Source organism: Nocardioides islandensis (genome assembly GCF_015352455.1).
GTDB classification, from domain to species: domain Bacteria; phylum Actinomycetota; class Actinomycetes; order Propionibacteriales; family Nocardioidaceae; genus Nocardioides; species Nocardioides islandensis.
This window is the reverse complement of sequence record NZ_JADKPN010000012.1, coordinates 133,734-149,939: the sequence shown is the minus strand read 5'-3', so window position 1 is coordinate 149,939 and position 16,206 is coordinate 133,734. Positions and strand designations below refer to the sequence as shown.

At 72.0% G+C, this 16,206-nt stretch carries 14 protein-coding genes; 5 read left to right on the top strand and 9 right to left on the bottom strand.

The genetic code is table 11. The annotated features are described in order from the left end of the window. Positions 1-6: 6 nt before the first annotated feature. A complete protein-coding gene (locus ISU07_RS24890) occupies positions 7-4,536 on the bottom strand; it encodes a LamG-like jellyroll fold domain-containing protein (RefSeq protein WP_194708215.1) in 4,530 nt (1,509 codons plus the stop codon). 274 nt (positions 4,537-4,810) lie between these two features. On the opposite strand from ISU07_RS24890, the gene ISU07_RS18035 reads away from it, so the two are divergent. From ISU07_RS18035 to ISU07_RS18015, 5 genes are read left to right on the top strand one after another with little or no spacing between them, the layout of a single operon-like run. Next, on the top strand, positions 4,811-6,496 hold the full coding sequence (locus ISU07_RS18035; protein WP_194708214.1) for an N-acetylmuramoyl-L-alanine amidase: 1,686 nt from the start codon (positions 4,811-4,813) through the stop codon (positions 6,494-6,496). 48 nt (positions 6,497-6,544) lie between these two features. Next, entirely contained in the window at positions 6,545-6,970 is a 426-nt protein-coding gene (locus tag ISU07_RS18030) for a GlcG/HbpS family heme-binding protein (protein ID WP_323742691.1), read from the top strand. Between the two features lie 9 nt (positions 6,971-6,979). Further along, complete coding sequence (locus tag ISU07_RS18025; RefSeq protein WP_194708213.1) at positions 6,980-9,229, top strand: propanediol/glycerol family dehydratase large subunit; 2,250 nt, start codon at positions 6,980-6,982, stop codon at positions 9,227-9,229. Then, complete coding sequence (locus ISU07_RS18020) at positions 9,226-9,582, top strand: diol dehydratase small subunit (RefSeq protein WP_194708212.1); 357 nt, start codon at positions 9,226-9,228, stop codon at positions 9,580-9,582. The genes ISU07_RS18025 and ISU07_RS18020 overlap by 4 nt, the downstream gene beginning before the upstream one ends. Next, positions 9,579-11,252 (top strand): diol dehydratase reactivase ATPase-like domain-containing protein, encoded by a 1,674-nt coding sequence (locus ISU07_RS18015; RefSeq protein ID WP_194708211.1) that lies wholly within the window; start codon positions 9,579-9,581, stop codon positions 11,250-11,252. Before ISU07_RS18020 ends, ISU07_RS18015 begins: the two co-directional genes overlap by 4 nt. A gap of 97 nt (positions 11,253-11,349) precedes the next feature. Here ISU07_RS18015 and ISU07_RS18010 read toward each other — a convergent pair whose 3' ends face one another. Genes ISU07_RS18010 through ISU07_RS17975 form a run of 8 tightly spaced genes read right to left on the bottom strand, consistent with a single transcriptional unit; the run spans position 11,350 to position 16,205 of the window. Then, positions 11,350-12,144, bottom strand: coding sequence for a GntR family transcriptional regulator (locus tag ISU07_RS18010; protein WP_228522129.1), 795 nt, complete (start codon positions 12,142-12,144; stop codon positions 11,350-11,352). A gap of 2 nt (positions 12,145-12,146) precedes the next feature. Continuing rightward, positions 12,147-12,929 (bottom strand): 3-oxoacyl-ACP reductase FabG, encoded by a 783-nt coding sequence (fabG, locus tag ISU07_RS18005; RefSeq protein ID WP_194708210.1) that lies wholly within the window; start codon positions 12,927-12,929, stop codon positions 12,147-12,149. Between the two features lie 36 nt (positions 12,930-12,965). After that, positions 12,966-13,976, bottom strand: coding sequence for a phosphotransferase enzyme family protein (locus tag ISU07_RS18000; RefSeq protein ID WP_228522128.1), 1,011 nt, complete (start codon positions 13,974-13,976; stop codon positions 12,966-12,968). After that, on the bottom strand, positions 13,973-14,608 hold the full coding sequence (locus ISU07_RS17995) for a microcompartment protein (protein ID WP_194708209.1): 636 nt from the start codon (positions 14,606-14,608) through the stop codon (positions 13,973-13,975). Before ISU07_RS17995 ends, ISU07_RS18000 begins: the two co-directional genes overlap by 4 nt. After that, the gene (locus ISU07_RS17990) at positions 14,605-14,898 is read right to left on the bottom strand and encodes a BMC domain-containing protein (RefSeq protein WP_194708208.1); all 294 of its coding nucleotides are present in this window, start codon (positions 14,896-14,898) and stop codon (positions 14,605-14,607) included. Before ISU07_RS17990 ends, ISU07_RS17995 begins: the two co-directional genes overlap by 4 nt. Before the next feature lie 10 nt (positions 14,899-14,908). Then, on the bottom strand, positions 14,909-15,163 hold the full coding sequence (locus tag ISU07_RS17985; RefSeq protein WP_194708207.1) for a EutN/CcmL family microcompartment protein: 255 nt from the start codon (positions 15,161-15,163) through the stop codon (positions 14,909-14,911). Further along, positions 15,163-15,600: a hypothetical protein gene (locus ISU07_RS17980; protein WP_228522127.1), complete on the bottom strand. Its 438-nt coding sequence runs from the start codon at positions 15,598-15,600 to the stop codon at positions 15,163-15,165. Before ISU07_RS17980 ends, ISU07_RS17985 begins: the two co-directional genes overlap by 1 nt. Then, entirely contained in the window at positions 15,597-16,205 is a 609-nt protein-coding gene (locus tag ISU07_RS17975; protein ID WP_194708206.1) for a BMC domain-containing protein, read from the bottom strand. Before ISU07_RS17975 ends, ISU07_RS17980 begins: the two co-directional genes overlap by 4 nt. Position 16,206: the final 1 nt, after the last annotated feature.

Genomic DNA, 16,206 nt, shown 5'->3' with positions numbered 1-16,206 from the left:
GGGCTGCTAGAGCCCCGTGTTCATGTCCGCCTGGATGTCGGCCACGCTCTGGGTGCGGGTGTAGATGCGGACGTCGTCCAGCAGACCCTTGTAGAACTGGCTGGTGTTGGCGTCCGCGCCGATGCGGAGCGGGTTGGCTCTCGCGGTGATCGAGGCGCCGAGGCCCTGCGAGCCCACCAGCGTGCCGTTCACGTAGAACCGCACCGTCGTGCCGTCGAAGGTGACGGCCAGGTGGCTCCACTGGGTGGTCGGGAGGGTGCTGCCCATGGTCGCCGCCAGCACCCCACCCGTGGTACCGACCATGAAGACCGGTCTGGTGCCACCGGACTGCAGCTCCAGGCCGTACTGGTAGTACGGCGAGGTCATGCCGGTGTTCCAGTGCTTGCCCACCAGCACCTGGTCACCGCTGCCTCCCGCAGGCTTGAGCCACATCGACAGCGTCAGCGCGGTGCCAGAGACGTTGAGGGACGTGCTGTTGGCAGCGGTCAGGTAGTCGTTGGTGCCGTCGAAGCTCAGGCCGTTGCCGTACTTCCCGGCCACCCGTCCGAGGCCGTTGAGCAGGGTCGCGGTGTTGCTGTTGCCCGACGCGTCGGTGGCGGTGGCGCCCGAGACCTCGTTGAACCCCCACGCGGCGGCCAGCCCGGGGGGTGCAGCCGGTGTCGCGGTGTAGGTGGCGGTGTAGGACTGCGCCGTGGCTGGGACCGTCACGGTGTGGGTCCTGGCGCCGCCGTCGGACCACGCGCTGAAGGTGTAGTTGTTGCCCCCGACCGTCTGGTCGCGGGCCTCGATCGTGTGGGCGAACCCGATCAGGGTGTCGTAGGTGAACGGCGCGGTCTTGGCGATCCCGTCGAGGTAGAGCGTGAGCCCGGCGGCCGGCGTCGTGCTGAACGTCAGGTTCACCTTCTCCGGCCACACCACGACCGACTCGGTGTCGGTCAGGCCGTTGGAGTCGGTCACGGTCAGGCTGATGCGGTACCGGGTGTTCCCGCTGAAGTCGTGGCCGCTGGTGGGGATGGTGAACGAGCCGTCATTCACGCCGACCAGGGTCTGGACCGGGTGCACGTGCCCGTCGTGCAGGAAGTCGATGCTCCAGCCGAAGGCGCTGGCCGGCAGGGTGCCGTCGTCGGGGTCGGTGCCCTCCCCGGTGAAGCTGATGACCTGGCCGGCCCTGAACGTGCTGCCGTCGGCGGGCCCGACGATCGTTGCCTGGGGAGGGCTGCCCACCGTCACCGTGATGGGAGGCGCGAACGTGCTGTTGGCGCCGTCCGACACCGTGAGCCGCACCGTGTAGACGCCGGCCGCCGCGTAGGTGTGCGTGGGATTTGCCGCCGGGGAGGTGGTGCCGTCACCGAAGTCCCAGACGTAGGTGATCGGCTGGCCCTCGGGGTCGTTCGACCCGGCGCTCGAGAACGAGACGGCCAGCGGGACCGGTCCGGACGTCGGCGTGGCACCCGCGACGGCGATCGGCGCCTGGTTGGACTGCTGGTAGCGGATCCGCCGTACCTTGCTGACGCCGAACGTGCCGGTGACGTCCGAGTAGCCGAGGTCGATGTAGTACAGCGCCCCGTCTGGACCCTCGGTGAGGTAGACGATGTCACCCGTCGGTCCGTCCAAGGTGCCGTCCGCGGGCTCGAAGTTGAAGACGCCCGTCATGGCGCCGTTGGCGTCGAACGTCATCCGCCGGATCCAGTTCTGGGCGTAGTCGGCGAAGAAGTAGTTGCCCCGCATGCCGACCGGGAACTGGGTGCCGTGGTAGACGAACCCGCCGGTCACCGAGGCGTCACGGCCGTTGTGCGCGTAGGAGTAGAGCGGGCTCGTGCAGGACCCCGTGCAGGCGCCCTCGTAGTTCGGCCAGCCGTAGTTGGCGCCCCGGACCCCGAGGTCCACCTCTTCCTGGGATGTCGGCGGGTCGTTGCCGCCCACGTCACCGATGAACAGCCGTCCGGTGGGCGCGTCGTAGTAGGCCCGGTACGGGTTGCGCAGGCCCAGCGCCCAGATCGCGTCGTAGTGCGGGCCGGTGCCGTCGTAGAAGGGGTTGTCCGTGGGGACGGTGCCGTCCGGGTTGAACCGCAGGATCTTGCCGCGCGGGCTGGACAGGTCCTGCGACAGGGCCGAGTCGAAGTGCTCGCCGGTGGTCAGCAGCAGCTTGCCGTCGTTGGCGAAGTTGATCGCCCCGCCGTGGTGCTCGGCGTGCGCGACATCGGGATCCCGGTACAGCACCAGCTCGCTGCCGGCGACGGTCCCCGTGACGGCCGCGTTGGCCGTGAAGCGGGACAGCTGGTCGTGCCCGTCCGGCGCGGTGAAGAAGACGTAGTAGTAGTGGTTGGTCGCGAAGCCCGGATCGAGCGCGAAGTCGAAGATGCCCTGCTGCACGCCCGAGGCACCGGTCGAGATCTGGAGGAAGAGCCCCGGGTCGGCCGTCGTGTACGGCGGCGGGAACACCTTGATCCGGCCCTGCAGCTCGGCCACGAGCATGCGGCCGTCGGGCAGGAACTTCATCGCGGTCGGGAGGTCCAGGCCGGTGGCCAGGATCTCGTTCTGGAAGTAGTCGCCGTTCACCACGTTCACGTTGACCGGTCGCGACACCGTGGTGTGCCCGCTCGCGTCGCGGGCGCGGGCGGTGACGGTGTGGGCGCCGTTCGGGAACGCGCGGGTGTCCCAGGTGGCGGCGTACGGCGTCGTGGTGTCCTCCACCCCCAGGGCGCTGCCGTCGACGAAGAACTGCACGCCTGCCACGCCGACGTCGTCGTCGGCGTCCGCCTGGACCGTGGTCATGCCGCTCACCTGGGCGTCGTTCGCCGGGCTGGTGATGGACACCGTCGGCGCCCCCGGGTCGACGGACCCGACGACCGGGGTGTTCATGTCGCTCTGGACCTGGGCGGCGGTGAGGGTCGTGGCGTACAGCCGCACGTCGTCGAGCGAGCCGTTCAGGAACTGGCCGGGCGACACGTCGGCGCCCAGGTACAACGCACTGGTCCGGGCCGTGATGCTCGTGGCCAGGCCGACGGAGCTCGTCAGCGTGCCGTTCTTGTAGAACTGCACGAGCGAGCCGTTGAAGACCACGGCGAGGTGCGCCCACACCCCAGCCGTGAGGCCGGCTCCCATGGGGGCCTCGCGGATGCCGCCACTGGTGCCGATCAGGAAGACGGGGGTGTTGCTCGTCCCGCGCACCTCGAGGCCGTACTGGTAGTAGGGCGAGGACATCGTGGCGTTGTAGAACTTGGCGAACACCACCCGGTCACCGCTCGACGACACCGGGTTGATCCACGCCGAGAACGCCAGGGCGTTGCCGGAGATGTTGATCGAGGGCGAGCTGGGGACCGACAGGTACTGGTTGGAGCCGTTGAGCTTGATGCCGCTGCCGTTCTTGCCGGTGACCCATGACGCTCCGTTGACCAGCGTCGCCGTGTTGCCGTTGCTGGTGACGTCAGCGGCGGTGGTGCCGCCGTTCTCGTCGAAGTTCCAGGCGGCCACCATGCCTGACGGTGGCGGTGGGGGTGCCGAGTTGGACACCATCACGCTCACCACGCCGCTCGTGACGCCGAAGTTGCCGGACGAGTCGCGGGCCCGCGCCGACAGGCTGTGCAGGCCGTTCGACGTTGTGGTGGTGTTCCACTGCACCGAGTACGGCGCGGTGGTGTCCACGCCCATGCTGACTCCATCGAGCAGGAAGTCGACGTCCGCGACAGCTACGTCATCGGTCGCCGTCGCGGAGACCGCGATCGTGCCCGAGACGGTGGACCCAGAGGTCGGCGCGGTCAGCACGGTCGAGGGCGGGGTGGAGTCCGTCCCTGCCTGCGCCTTGAAGGCCACCAGCTGCATGACCCACCGGGCGCTGGTGGCCGTGGCCGTGGCGGCGTAGCTGCCCGTCGTCGTGACGTTCCTGTCCATGGTCCAGTTGCCCGACACCGTGGAGCGGACGCTGTACGCGGCGCCGGCCGAGGTGATCGCCCCAGCGGTCGCGCCCGCCCCGAAGATCAGGTCGTTGGCGTTGGTCGTGACGGCGGCGCCGCTGCTCAGGGCCGTGCCGGTGCCCTTGGCCGACTTGACGACGTCCAGCGGGCTGACCTTGTCCATGCCGGCGTACTCGTGGACGTAGATCCCTCCGAACGACCCCGAGACGCTGCTCGAGAACGTACCGGTCACCGTGTTGGCGCCCCCGGCCACGTTCTTGGCGTAGAACACCTGGGCCCGCCAGCTGCTCGTTCTTCCCCACGTCGTCGCGGCCTGGACCGACACGTAGGTGTTGCCCGCCGTGTCGCTCAGCGTCACCGAACCGGTGTTGCCCCACACCGCATAGACGACGATCAGGTTGCCGGCCGTGTTGGCGTTCGTGAACGCCACGCTGTTCACGGTGCCGGACGTGATCTCCCGCGCGTTGGCCTGCTGGAACACGGGTGTCGCCGCCGCCGCCGGCGCGGCGGCGACGGGCAGACCGTAGGCGCTACCCGTCAACGACTCGGCGGCTCCCAAGCCGCACAGGGACAGCACGCCGACGAGCAGGACGGCAACCCTGCCCCTGGCGCTAGCTGACATCCGAGGCCCCCGGCGATCGTGATCGATGAGGAGCCCAAGCCGCGCTTGGGCCGACGAGACCCACGAGACCACGTCATCGCTTCTCGCGCCCCAGACTGGCGTCGGTCCGAGCCTCCCCACACCCCTCACGGCAACGTACGGATCAAGGACTCCTGGGGGCAATGGCCTGTTCGGGCCTGGTGGCGGACACCCTGACGCCGGCCGCTAGGGACGGTGCCGCCGTCAGCATGTGAGGATGTGGGCCTGCGACACCGTTGCTCGGGGGGAACCGCACATGGTCAGCAAGCTCAGGATTCTCGTTCGCATCGTCGCCGTCCTGGCCGGCGTGGTCGCCATCACGACCGTGATCTCCACGCCCCAGGCCTTGGCCGTGACGAGCCACCGGGCGCTCAACGACACGCGCGCGGTCGGCTCGGCGCCCGTCTCGGTCGACTTCCCGATCGAGTACTTCGGAGTGGTGGGCGACCTGCCCACCACCCGCAGCCACCTGGTCGGCCGCGGCCATGCGCCGTACGGCGAGGCGCGCTTCCGTGTCGGCGGCCGCTGGACCGACTGGCAGGCCCTCGACCAGGACGGCGCCCAGCAGCCCGGGCACTTCACCGGCGCGCTCGTCGCGGTCGACCGTGCCGACGCCTACCAGGTCCGCGGTCTCCCCAGGGGTGCGGACCACTGGCGGGCGGCGGCCATCAACACCACCGACGGCCCGTCCGTCGTGGTGGGTCAGCGACGCGGCGACGCCGCGGTCGCCGCGACCTCGTCCTGCATGTCCCGCGCCGACTGGGGAGCCGACGAGTCCATCTCCGGATGGGCCAGGGGCGACGTCCAGACGTACTACCCCGTGCAGGCGCTGACGGTGCACCACACGGCCGGCTCCAACCTCCTGAGCCAGGACTACGCCGCCACGGTGCGCGCGATCTACAGCTACCACGTGCAGACGAACGGCTGGTCCGACATCGGCTACCAGTACCTGGTCGACGGCACCGGCAAGGTCTACGAGGGACGCAGCTCGGGCCACACCAGCACGTCGTGCCTGACCGGGGGCGGTACGGGCGCCGACTTCGCCCACCAGACCACGACCGACGACGCGGTGACCGGCGCCCACGTCGCCAACATGAACTCCGGCAACATCGGTGTCGCCCTGATGGGCTGCTACGAGCCGACATCCGAGTGCTCGGGCAGCACGACCCCGCCGGCCGCCGCGCTCGACGGGCTGGAGAACCTCCTCGCCTCCCTCGCGACCCGCCACGGCCTGAACCCGACCGGCAGCGTCCACTACGTCAACCCCGTCAGCGGCGCCACCAGGGACGTCGCCACCATCTCCGGCCACCGCGACTGGGAGGCCACCGCCTGCCCCGGTGGCAACCTCTACGCCCAGCTCCCCGGGATCCGCACCCAGGTGGCCGCCCGGATGACCGGCGCGCCCACGGCCCCGTCGGCTCCCGCAGCCTTCTCGTCGTCGGTCTCCGGGTCGACGGTGTCGCTGACGTGGTCGGCGCCGGCCTCCGACGGCGGCGCTCCGGTGACGACGTACGAGCTCTTCAGGGGCACGTCGACACCTGTCCCCACGTCCGGTGCTCCGCTCTACCGCGGTGCGGCTCCGGGCTCCACCGACCAGCCTGCTCCTGGCACGTACTACTACGCCGTCCGCGCCTGCAACAGCGTCGGTTGTGGCGTCGCCGCCGGCACCGGCCCGGTCACCGTCGCAGCCCCTCCCACGCCGGCGGCGATCACCGCGGCCTCGTGCAGCGGCGCCAAGTGCACGTTCCGGGGCACGGGCACCGGGACCTTGCACTGGTCGTTCGGCAACGGCTCGGAAGGTACGGGCTCGCCGGTGTCGGTCACGTACAAGGCCGCCGGCAGCTACAGCGTCACCCTGAGCGACAGCCGGTCGTCGCTCCCCTCGGCGTTCCGCACGGTCACCTGCTCGCTGGTGAAGAAGGCGGTCCGCTGCACGGCCTAGCAGTCGCCGGGCTCCCGCCGGCCTGAAGGCGTGCCCTAGCGTGCGTTCGTGATCACCCTCGCCCTGGCCGCCCGGATGACGCAGGCAGCGGTCGACCGCGCCGCCGAGATCGGCGCGCTGGTGTCGGCGGCCGTCGTGGACCAGGGCGGCCACCTGGTCCACTTCCAGCGGATGGACAAGGCCGAGATCGCCGGTCCGACCCTGGCCGTCGACAAGGCGTACACCGCGGTGGCGCACCGCATCGAGACCGCCGAGCTCGGCCCGCTCACCCAACCCGGAGGGGACCTCTGGGGGCTGCCGGCCAACGGCGGAGGACGGTACGTCGTGTTCGGCGGCGGCATCCCGTGCTGGCACGACGGGCTCGTGGTCGGGGCCGTCGGCGTCAGCGGCGGGACGGCCGCCGAGGACGTGGAGTGCGCCCGGGCCGGCCACGCGGTGTACGAGTCCTTCCTGAGTGACCAGTCAGCCCCCTAGATTCGGCGCATGTCCGATCAGCCGGTGGGCCGCATCCGGTTCATGGACCAGCAGCGGGTCAACCTCGACGGGTTCGCCCACGAGGACGTCGGGCTGGGCCTCGTCGCCATGGCCAGTCCGCACGACCCGAAGCCCTCGCTGGTCCTGCGAGACGGCCGCGTCGCCGAGATGGACGGCCGGAGCGCCGAGGACTTCGACGCTCTCGACGCGCTGATCGCCGGCCACGGCATCGACCTGTCGGTCGCCGAGGAGGCGATGGCCCTGGACGACGTGGCCTTCGCGCGGCTGTTCGTCGACCCCGCCGTCCCGCGCGCCGAGGTCGTCCGGCTGGTGTCCGGGACCACGCCGGCCAAGCTCGCCCAGGTCATCGCCCTCCTGCGCCCCGCCGAGCTGACGATGGCGATGACGAAGATGCGGGCCCGGCGCACGCCGAGCAACCAGGCGCACGTCACCAACCGCCTCGACGACCCGCTGCTCCTCGCCGCCGACGCGGCGACCGCGGCGGCGTACGGCTTCCGCGAGGTGGAGACGACCGTGCCCGTGCTGGCCGACGCCCCGTCGAACGCCGTGGCCGTCACCGTCGGTGCGGCGATCGCCTCGCCCGGCGTGCTCGTCCAGTGCTCGGTCGAGGAGGCGATGGAGCTCGAGATGGGCATCCGCGGCCTGGTCTCCTACGCCGAGACCGTCAGCCTCTACGGCACCGAGCCGGTCTTCGTCGACGGCGACGACACGCCGTACAGCAAGGCGATCCTCGCCGCGGCGTACGCCAGCCGCGGCGTGAAGATGCGGGTCTCCTCGGGCGCGGGAGCCGAGGTGCTGATGGGTGGCGCCGAGCAGTGCTCGATGCTCTACCTCGAGTCCCGCTGCGTCTCCCTGGCGCGAGCGATGGGCGTGCAGGGCGTGCAGAACGGCGGCATCGACGGCGCCAGCGTGGCGGCCTCCGTACCCCGGGGGGTACGTGAGCTGATGGCCGAGAACGTCATGGTGATGGCCCGCAACCTCGAGGCCTGCACCGGGAACGACGCGCTGATGTCGGAATCCGACGTACGCCGCACCTCGCGCACGCTGCCGATCCTGCTCGCCGGCAGCGACTACGTGTGCAGCGGCTTCGGGAGCATCCAGCGCTACGACAACATGTTCGGCCCGTCGCAGTGGAACGCCGAGGACTTCGACGACTGGCTGGCCATGCAGCGCGACTGGGGCGTCGACGGTGGGCTGCGCACCGCGGCGCCGGCCGAGGTGGGGCGGCTGCGGCGGGAGGCGGCCGAGGCCTGCCGGGACGTCTACCGCTACCTCGGCCTGGCCGACTTCACCGACGACCACGTCGACCGGGCCGTCGACGCGGTCGGCTCCAAGGACCTCGTCGTCGACGGGGTCGAGCCCGACGCGATGGTCGTGCTGGGTGCCGCGCAGGCGATCCGCAGCTCGGGCCTCGGCTCGCTCGAGGTTGCCCGGGCCTTGCAGGAGTGCGGCTACGAGGCGGCCGCGGGACGGGTGCTCGACATGCTCGCCGCGCGGGTGCACGGCGACCACCTCCAGACCGCCGCCATCTTCGACGAGTCGATGAACGTCCTGAGCCTGGTCACCGATCCCAACGACTACGCGGGACCGGGGACCGGTTACGAGCCGAGCGCGGCGCGACAGGCGGAGATCGACGGGATCCGCCAGGCCCGTGGCGTGGAGGACCTCCGCAAGGACCAAGCGCTGCTCGCCGACGACTCGTTCCGGGTGGTGGGTCCGGCGGCCGCCGGGAGCGACCCGCGCGAGGTGGTGATCGGGCTCTCGCCCGGCATCGGCCGCACCGTGTGGCAGACGCTGTCGGGGCTCTCGGTCGTGGACACGCTCCGCGAGCTGCTCGCCGGCCTGGAGGAGGAGGGCTGCCTCGCCCGCGTGGTACGCGTCAACGGGACCCTCGACCTCGGCATGGTGGGGCTGACCGCCGCCCGGCTGGCCGGGTCCGGGATCGGCATCGGCCTCCAGGGGAAGGGGACCGCGCTCATCCACCGCCGCGACCTGCCACCGCTGGCGAACCTGGAGCTCTACTCCATGGCCCCGATCATCACCCCCGACCTGTACCGGCTGCTCGGCACCAACGCCGGCCGGCACGCCAAGGGCGCGACCCCGGTGCCGGCGCGCAACCCGTACACCGACGAGGCGATCGAGGCGAGGTACCACACCAGCGTCATCGCCCTGGTGGCGCTCGAGCGGTCCTGCGTCGACCGGTCGCTGGGCAACGAGGACATCGAGGTGACCCGATGACGCGGGCGTTCTCGGGCCGCGACTCCGAGGAGCTGACCCTCGACCGGCTGGCGCGTGAGGAGCTCGAGGCCGACGACGTACGCATCCACCCCGACACGCTCGAGCACCAGGCCGCGGTCGCCGAGCAGCACGACAACCCGCAGCTGGCGGCGAACTTCCGGCGGGCCGCCGAGCTGGCGCTGATGTCGGAGGCGGACGTGCTCGCTCTCTACGAGGCGCTCCGGCCACACCGGGCGACCGCCGAGGAGCTCGAGGCGCTGGCGACCCGGCTCGAGGGAGTGCCGGCGCCGCTGTGTGCCGCGCTGGTGCGCGAGGCCGGCGACGTCTACGCCCGTCGCGGGCTGCTGCGTTGACCCTGCTGGCCTGTATCGATGTCGGCAACTCCACCACGGAGGTGCTGCTCGCGCACGTCGGTGGCGGCCGGGTCGAGGTCGTCGGCGTCGGCCGGTCGCCGACCCGCCGGGCCAAGGGCTCGCCCGAGAGCCTCGCAGGAGCCGCCGCGCTGGTTCGGCGCCTGGAGCGGCAGTACGGCGTGCGGGCCGACCGCGCGGTGGCCGCACCGCTGCGTCCGGTGCTGACCAGCCGGGCGTTGCTGCCGGAGGACGTGCCGGACACCGGCCGGCTCGCCCTGGTCGCGGTGGGCTCGGCGACCGCCGCCGGCCGCGGGTTCGGCGCCGGGCCGCCCGTGCTGCTGGACGACGTACCTGCGGAGGGCGAACCGGTCGTGGTGGTGGTGCCGTCGGGTTCGGGCTTCGAGTCCGTCGCGGCCCGCCTGGCGCCCCTGGTCGCGGCCGGGCGGGTGGCCGCCGTGCTGGTCGAGGACGACGAAGCGGTGCTGCTGGCCAACCGGCTGCCGGCCGGCGTACCGGTCGTGGACGAGGTGGACGTCGCGGTCGTCCTCGCCGCGGAGCGGGTAGCCCTGGAGGTGGCCGCGGCCGGGCAGCCGATGCAGGTGCTCACCGACCCGCTCAAGCTGCGCACCGCGCTCGGTCTCGCCGAGCCGGAGCTCGCCGACGCGGCCCAGCTGGCCCGGCTGCTGCAGGACTCGGGCAACGCGGTGGTCACCGTCGGCGGGCCGGTGCGCGCCACCGAGACCGAGTGCGCCGGGTGGATCGAGGTCGCGGACGGCGGGTCGGTGCCGTTCCTGGAGGGGCACGAGCTGGTGCGGGGCGCGGTGGTGGGCGTGGCTCGGGCCTACGGCGTGCCGCCGGACTGCTCGCGGCAGGAGGTCGACGACCTGTGGACCGTCGACCTGGCCGCGGTCGCCGCGTCGGTGCAGGCCCGGGTCGGCGCGGCCAGCCACCGGCCCGTCACGCTGGCCGCCCTGCGCTCCGCGGCGCCGTACGCCGACCCGTCGGACGCCCTCGCCGACCTCCTCGACGTGCCGGTGCACGCGGCCGGTGCGGAGGCCCGCGCGGCGTGGAGCGGGGCGATGTCCACCCCCGGAGCGGGGTCCGGGTCGCTGGTCGTGGACCTCGGCGGCGGGACGGTCGACACCGTCTCGTCCTCGGGTGACGTGGTGGCGGCGGGGGCCGGGGACCAGCTCACCGAGGCGGTGGCGGCCCTCACCGGGATCACGTCGGCCGCCGCGGAGTGGGTCAAGCGCGCCCCGGCGTACCGGGTCGAGGCGCCCCAGGTGCTGCTCGCCGAGGACGGCACCCGGGCCTTCCAGGAGCGTCCGGCCCCGGCCGAGTCGGTGGGCCGGCTGGTCGTGCCCGGCCCGGCCGGGCTGCTGCCGTTCTCGCGGACCATGGCGCCGGGGGAGTGGCGCGCCCTGCGCATCCGGCTGAAGGTCGAGCTGGTCGGCGGCAACGTCGCCCGCGGCCTGCGCACCCTCGGCGAGCAGCCGCGCTCGGTCGTCGTCGTGGGCGGGCTCGCCGGCGACGACGAGATCCTCGCCGCCGTCTCCGGCGCCCTCCCGCCCGGCACCGCGGTCGGCCGTGGCGACGTCGCCGGCACCCTCGGCCACCGGTACGCCGTCGCCTACGGCCTCGCCCTGCTCGAGGCCGCCAGCTCCATGTAACGCGGTGTTATGCCGTCTTCCCACGCGTTGCAACGCGTGGGAAGTACACCTAACACCGCGTTACAAGCGTTCTGGGGCCGCGGAGACCGGCTCCGGATCAGGACTTCACGCGGTGGCGGAGAGCGACCACCCGACCGGCGCCGTCCTGGGTGCTGCGGGGCGTGGCCGGCGTCCGGACGCTGATGACGGTGCGGTCGGCGCGGAAGAGGTCGTGGGAGTACTCGAACACCACGCCGTCGGCGTCCTTCGTGGTGCGGGTGATGGAGAGCAGCGGTGCCCCCGGGTCGGTGCCCAGGATCGAGGCCTCGTCGTCGCTGGCGGCGACCACCTCGATGTGCTCCTCGGCCTCACCCGGGACGGTCGCGTAGTGCTTCTCCAGCAGGTCGTAGAGCGACCCGCCGAGGGGCAGGTCGAGCAGCTGGGGGAACCTCTCGGCCGGCAGCCGGACGTGCTCGAGCGAGATCGGCAGGCCGTCGGCCAGCCGGATCCGGACCACGTCGACGACGTAGGCCCCATCCCCGAGCTCCAAGGCGGCAAGAGTCTCCTCGTCGGCCTCGGTGATCGCGGTGTTGATGATCCGCGATCCCGAGGTCATCCCCTGCGCGCGCAGCAGCGCCGGCACGCCCACCACGCGGGACAGGTCGCGCTCCACCTTCTGGGCGCGCACGAACGTACCTCCGCCACGTCCGGGGACCCGTCGTACGGCGCCCGCGCTCTCGAGCGCCCCGAGCGCCTGCCGCATGGTGGAGCGGCTCACGCCCATCTTCTCGGCCAGGCTGCGCTCGGCCCCCAGCCGCTCGCCGGGACGCAGCAGCCCGTGCTGGATCTGGTCCAGCAGCTGGCGGCGTACCCGCTCGGCTGCCGGGCCGATCGAGACCACGGAGTCGGCCAAGCTCAGATCCCTTCCAGGGCCGCCGGCGACTCCGGCAGCACCTGACCGCCGTCGACCACCAGGGTCTGCCCGGTGATGTACCCCGCCTCGTCGCTGGCGAAGAAGAGCGCGGCGTGGCCGATGTCCTCGACGGTGCCCAGGCGGTGCTGCGGGATGACCGCCTCCATGCCGCGGATGTACTCCTCGCCCATGTCGGCCAGCCCCTCCGTCGCGATGTTCCCGGGCATGATCGCATTGATGGTGATCCGCTTCGGCGCGAGCTCGATCGCGGCGGTGCGCAGGAACCCGAGCTGGGCGGCCTTGCTGGCGCCGTAGTGCGACCACCCCGGGTAGCCGGTGATCGGGCCGGTGATCGAGGACGTGACGACCACCCGCCCGTGACCGCTCGCCTCGAGGGCGTCGAGGCACGCCTGCACCGAGAACATGGTGCCCTTGAGGTTGCAGCCGAGCACCAGGTCGATGTCGGCCTCGGTCAGCTCGGCCAGCGGCTTGTCCGGGAAGATGCCGGCGTTGGCGCACAGCACGTCGATCCGGCCGAACCGTTCCAGTGCGGTCGCGGCCAGCGCCCGGCAGTCGTCGACCTTCGAGACGTCGCACACCGCGGTCTCGACCCGGCCCTCCGTGTCGGCGGCGAGATCTGCGGCCGCGGCGCTCAGCGAGGCCTCGTCGCGACCGGCGATGAGGACGTCGGCCCCCTCGCGCGCGAACGTGCGGGCGATGCCCTTGCCGATCCCCTTGCTCCCACCGGTGACGATCACCGACCGGCCCTTCAGCGATGTGAACATCAGTGTCTCCTCGGGTGCTCTGCAGATGACATGGACTCAGCCGAAGCGGGAGAGGTAGCTCTCCGCCAGGTCGCAGCTGGCGGCGGTGTAGTCGGCGCCCATCGACCGGGCGAGGTCGGTGCCGGAGTGCGACCCGATCCAGGCCACGAGCAGCAGCCGCCGCATCAGCACGAACGTCGGGATCTCGGCCTCGTCCTCGGCCGGCAGGTCGCGCACCGCGCGGTAGCCGCGGACCCACGCGTCGGTCAGCTCGGGGACGCGCGGGTCGTCCTCGAAGAAGCTCACCGCCGTGCCGAAGTCGTAGAGGAACCAGCCGAACCCGCAGTCGTCGAAGTCGATGACGTAGCGCTGGTCCCCGTCCTCCAGCAGGTTGGCCAGCCGGAGGTCGGCGTGCACCAGGCCGTACCGGTGCGGTCCGCTGCCGAAGCGCGCGAGCCGGGCCTCGAGCACGTCGTCGAGCCGGCCGAGCACCTCGAGTTCGGCGGGGCCGACGGCCATGCCGTCCTGCCAGCGTCCCCACCGGGCCACGGTGCCGAACGCGCCGTCGTAGTCCCACGCGAAGCGGGTGAAGCCCGGCGGCCGCTGCCAGGTCAGCGCGTGGTCGTGCATCCGGGCCGTGATGCCGCCGAGCAGCTCGAACGAGTCGGGCAGGCTCTCGCCGGCCTCCTCGGGCTCGACGCCGGGCAGGAACTCGAAACGTACGACGTGGCGGGGGTCGGGCTGTCCCTCTTCAGGCATCGCGAGCAGCCGCCGGCCGTCGCGCGTGGGCAGCACCCGCGGCGTGCGCACGCCGGTGTCCTCACGCAAGGCGTCGAGCCACGCGAGCTCCGACTCGATGGCCGGGCCGTCGTGGTAGCCGTGGCGGTGCACGCGGAGCACGGTGCGCTCGCCGGTGGCGGGGTCGTCGACGGCGTACGTCGCGTTCTCGCTGACGTTGAGCAGGGTCAGCGCCGCGTCCGGCGACACGTCGTACTCGGCGAGGGCGCGCCGCGCCACTGTCTCGAGCCGAGCGGCAGAGCCCTCGGCGGACAGGTCATGGGTGCTCAATGCTCGCGACCCTCCACCTCCTGGAGCACGCGCGTGATCTCGTCGCGTGCGCGGAGGATATCGGGGGTGCTGCCGCTCATGTAGACCCTTCCGGCGGCGCCGATCATGGAGACGTCGACGAGGGTGACGTCCGGGGCGACCTTCTCCGCGGCGTTGGCCGCGACCGTCGCGAAGAGCGCCGGGGTCATCTCGTAGACCAGCAGCGTCGTGCCGGGCATCAGCATCGAGGCCTGCCGGGTGCGGTTGATGATCACGGCGTGCTGGTCGGTGACGTCCTCGATAACGTCGTGGAAGAGCACCTGGGGACGGAGCTGGTCGGCCGCCGACGCCCCGAGCCCCTCCAGGATCGCCTCACCCGCACGGCGTACGTCGTCCGGGTCGGCGGCGTGCACCTCCAGCACGCCGAACTGCCGCTCCACGAACAGGATGCCGGGCTCCACCGCCGGTACCGCGCGCAGCGCCAGGTCGGTGACGCGCTCGATCGCGAGCCCGGGTGCGACCTCGACGATGAGGGAGTGCTGCCCCTCGAACGGCGGGTAGCCGCGGGCGCGCGAGGGCGTGCCCATGTAGGCCGCGAACTGGCGCTGCAGGTCCTCCAGCAGGAGGTAGACCCGCAGCTCGGGCCGGATCACTCCGAGGACGAGGTCTCGAAGTGCCGTCCGAGCTCGGGGTGCGGCCGCGGGATCACGTGCACCGACACGAGCTCGCCCACCTGGCCGGCGGTCTCCGCGCCGGCCTCGGTGGCGGCCTTGACCGCCCCGACGTCGCCGACGATCGTCACCGCGACGAGGCCGTCGCCGACCTCCTCTCGGCCCACGATGGTCACGTTGGCCGCCTTGACCATGGCGTCCGCGGCGGCGAGTGCCGCGACGTACCCCTTGGTCTCGATCATGCCGATGGCTTGGCCCTGTTGTCCCGCCATTGTCTTCTCCTCATTCCTCATCAATGGAACCGATGATCAGTGCATCCACCGGGGGATGCGGGTCCGGGAAGTACGCCGCGGCCACCGACCCCGTCGCGACGAGCACCCGCTCGCCGATCCCGCTGCCGAGCACGTCGAAGGCGACGAGCCGCTGGGCATTTCCTTGGCCGTCCCCGTCGACCTCCACCTCGAGGAAGGCCCCGTTCGGGAGCCCCTCGACCCTCTTGGTCGACCACACGCTGCCGACCACCTTCGCCTTCAGCATCAGCGCTCCTTCTCGATCTCGACGCCCAACGAGCGGGCCTTGTCGCGGGCCAGCGGGGTCAGCACCGCACCCCGCCCCAGCACCAGCCGCGCGCCCTCGGCCGCCGCCTTGATGACGGTGCGCTCGGTGACGGCCCCCCGCTCGACCCGCAACTCCGCTGGTCGAGGAGGTTGCGCAGCGACCGTCACGAGACCCGGTGAGGTACCCGCGAGCCGGAACCCGTGCTCGCCCGCCTGCATCGCCGCTCGCACCCGGTCGTCCTCGCACAGCGCCGCCACCCGTCGTACGAACGCGGTCAGGTCGGCGTCCGAGGCGATGGTGACGTCGTGGGAGCGCGTCCCCGGGTCGGCGACCACGTCGGCCGGCAGCACCTCGCGCAGCACCGCCCGTACGGCGGCACGCAGCTCCTCGGCGCTGAGGCCGGACAGGCCGCTCACGCCGACCCCAGCGAGCGCTCGGCGGCGTCGGCGGCCGCGCGGACGTCGGACTCCGTGCCGCTGAGGTACACGCGGCCGGTCGCGCCGACCATCCGGTAGTCGACGACCTTGATCGCGGCGGCCTTCTCGGCCTCGTTGGTGGCGAGGATGGCGTACGACGCCGGCTGCATCTCCAGCACGAACAGCGACTCGCCCTTGAGCGCCATCGAGCCGATCTTGTTGCGGTTGATGAGGAAGGCGTGCTGCGCGTCGAGGCGGGAGACGATGCGCGAGGCCAGGATGGTCGGCCGGGTGGCGTCGGAGGCCTTGGCGTCGAGCGCCTCGAGGACCGCGGCGCCGGCCGACCGGACCGCCTCGGTGGAGCGGGAGTGGATCTCGAGGTAGCCGAACTGGCGCTCGACCACGAGGATCCCGGCCTGCACCTCGGTGTGCTTGAGCGCCACGTCGGTGAGCGGCTCGATGTCGAGCCCGGGCGCCACCTCGATGACCTGCGCGGCCATGTCGGAGCGCGGCAGGCTGCCCTTGATCCAGGTGCCGAGGTAGCACATGGTCTGGGGCTGCAGCTGGTCCAGGAAGATGAAGGACCGCAGCTCGGCGTCGCCCATG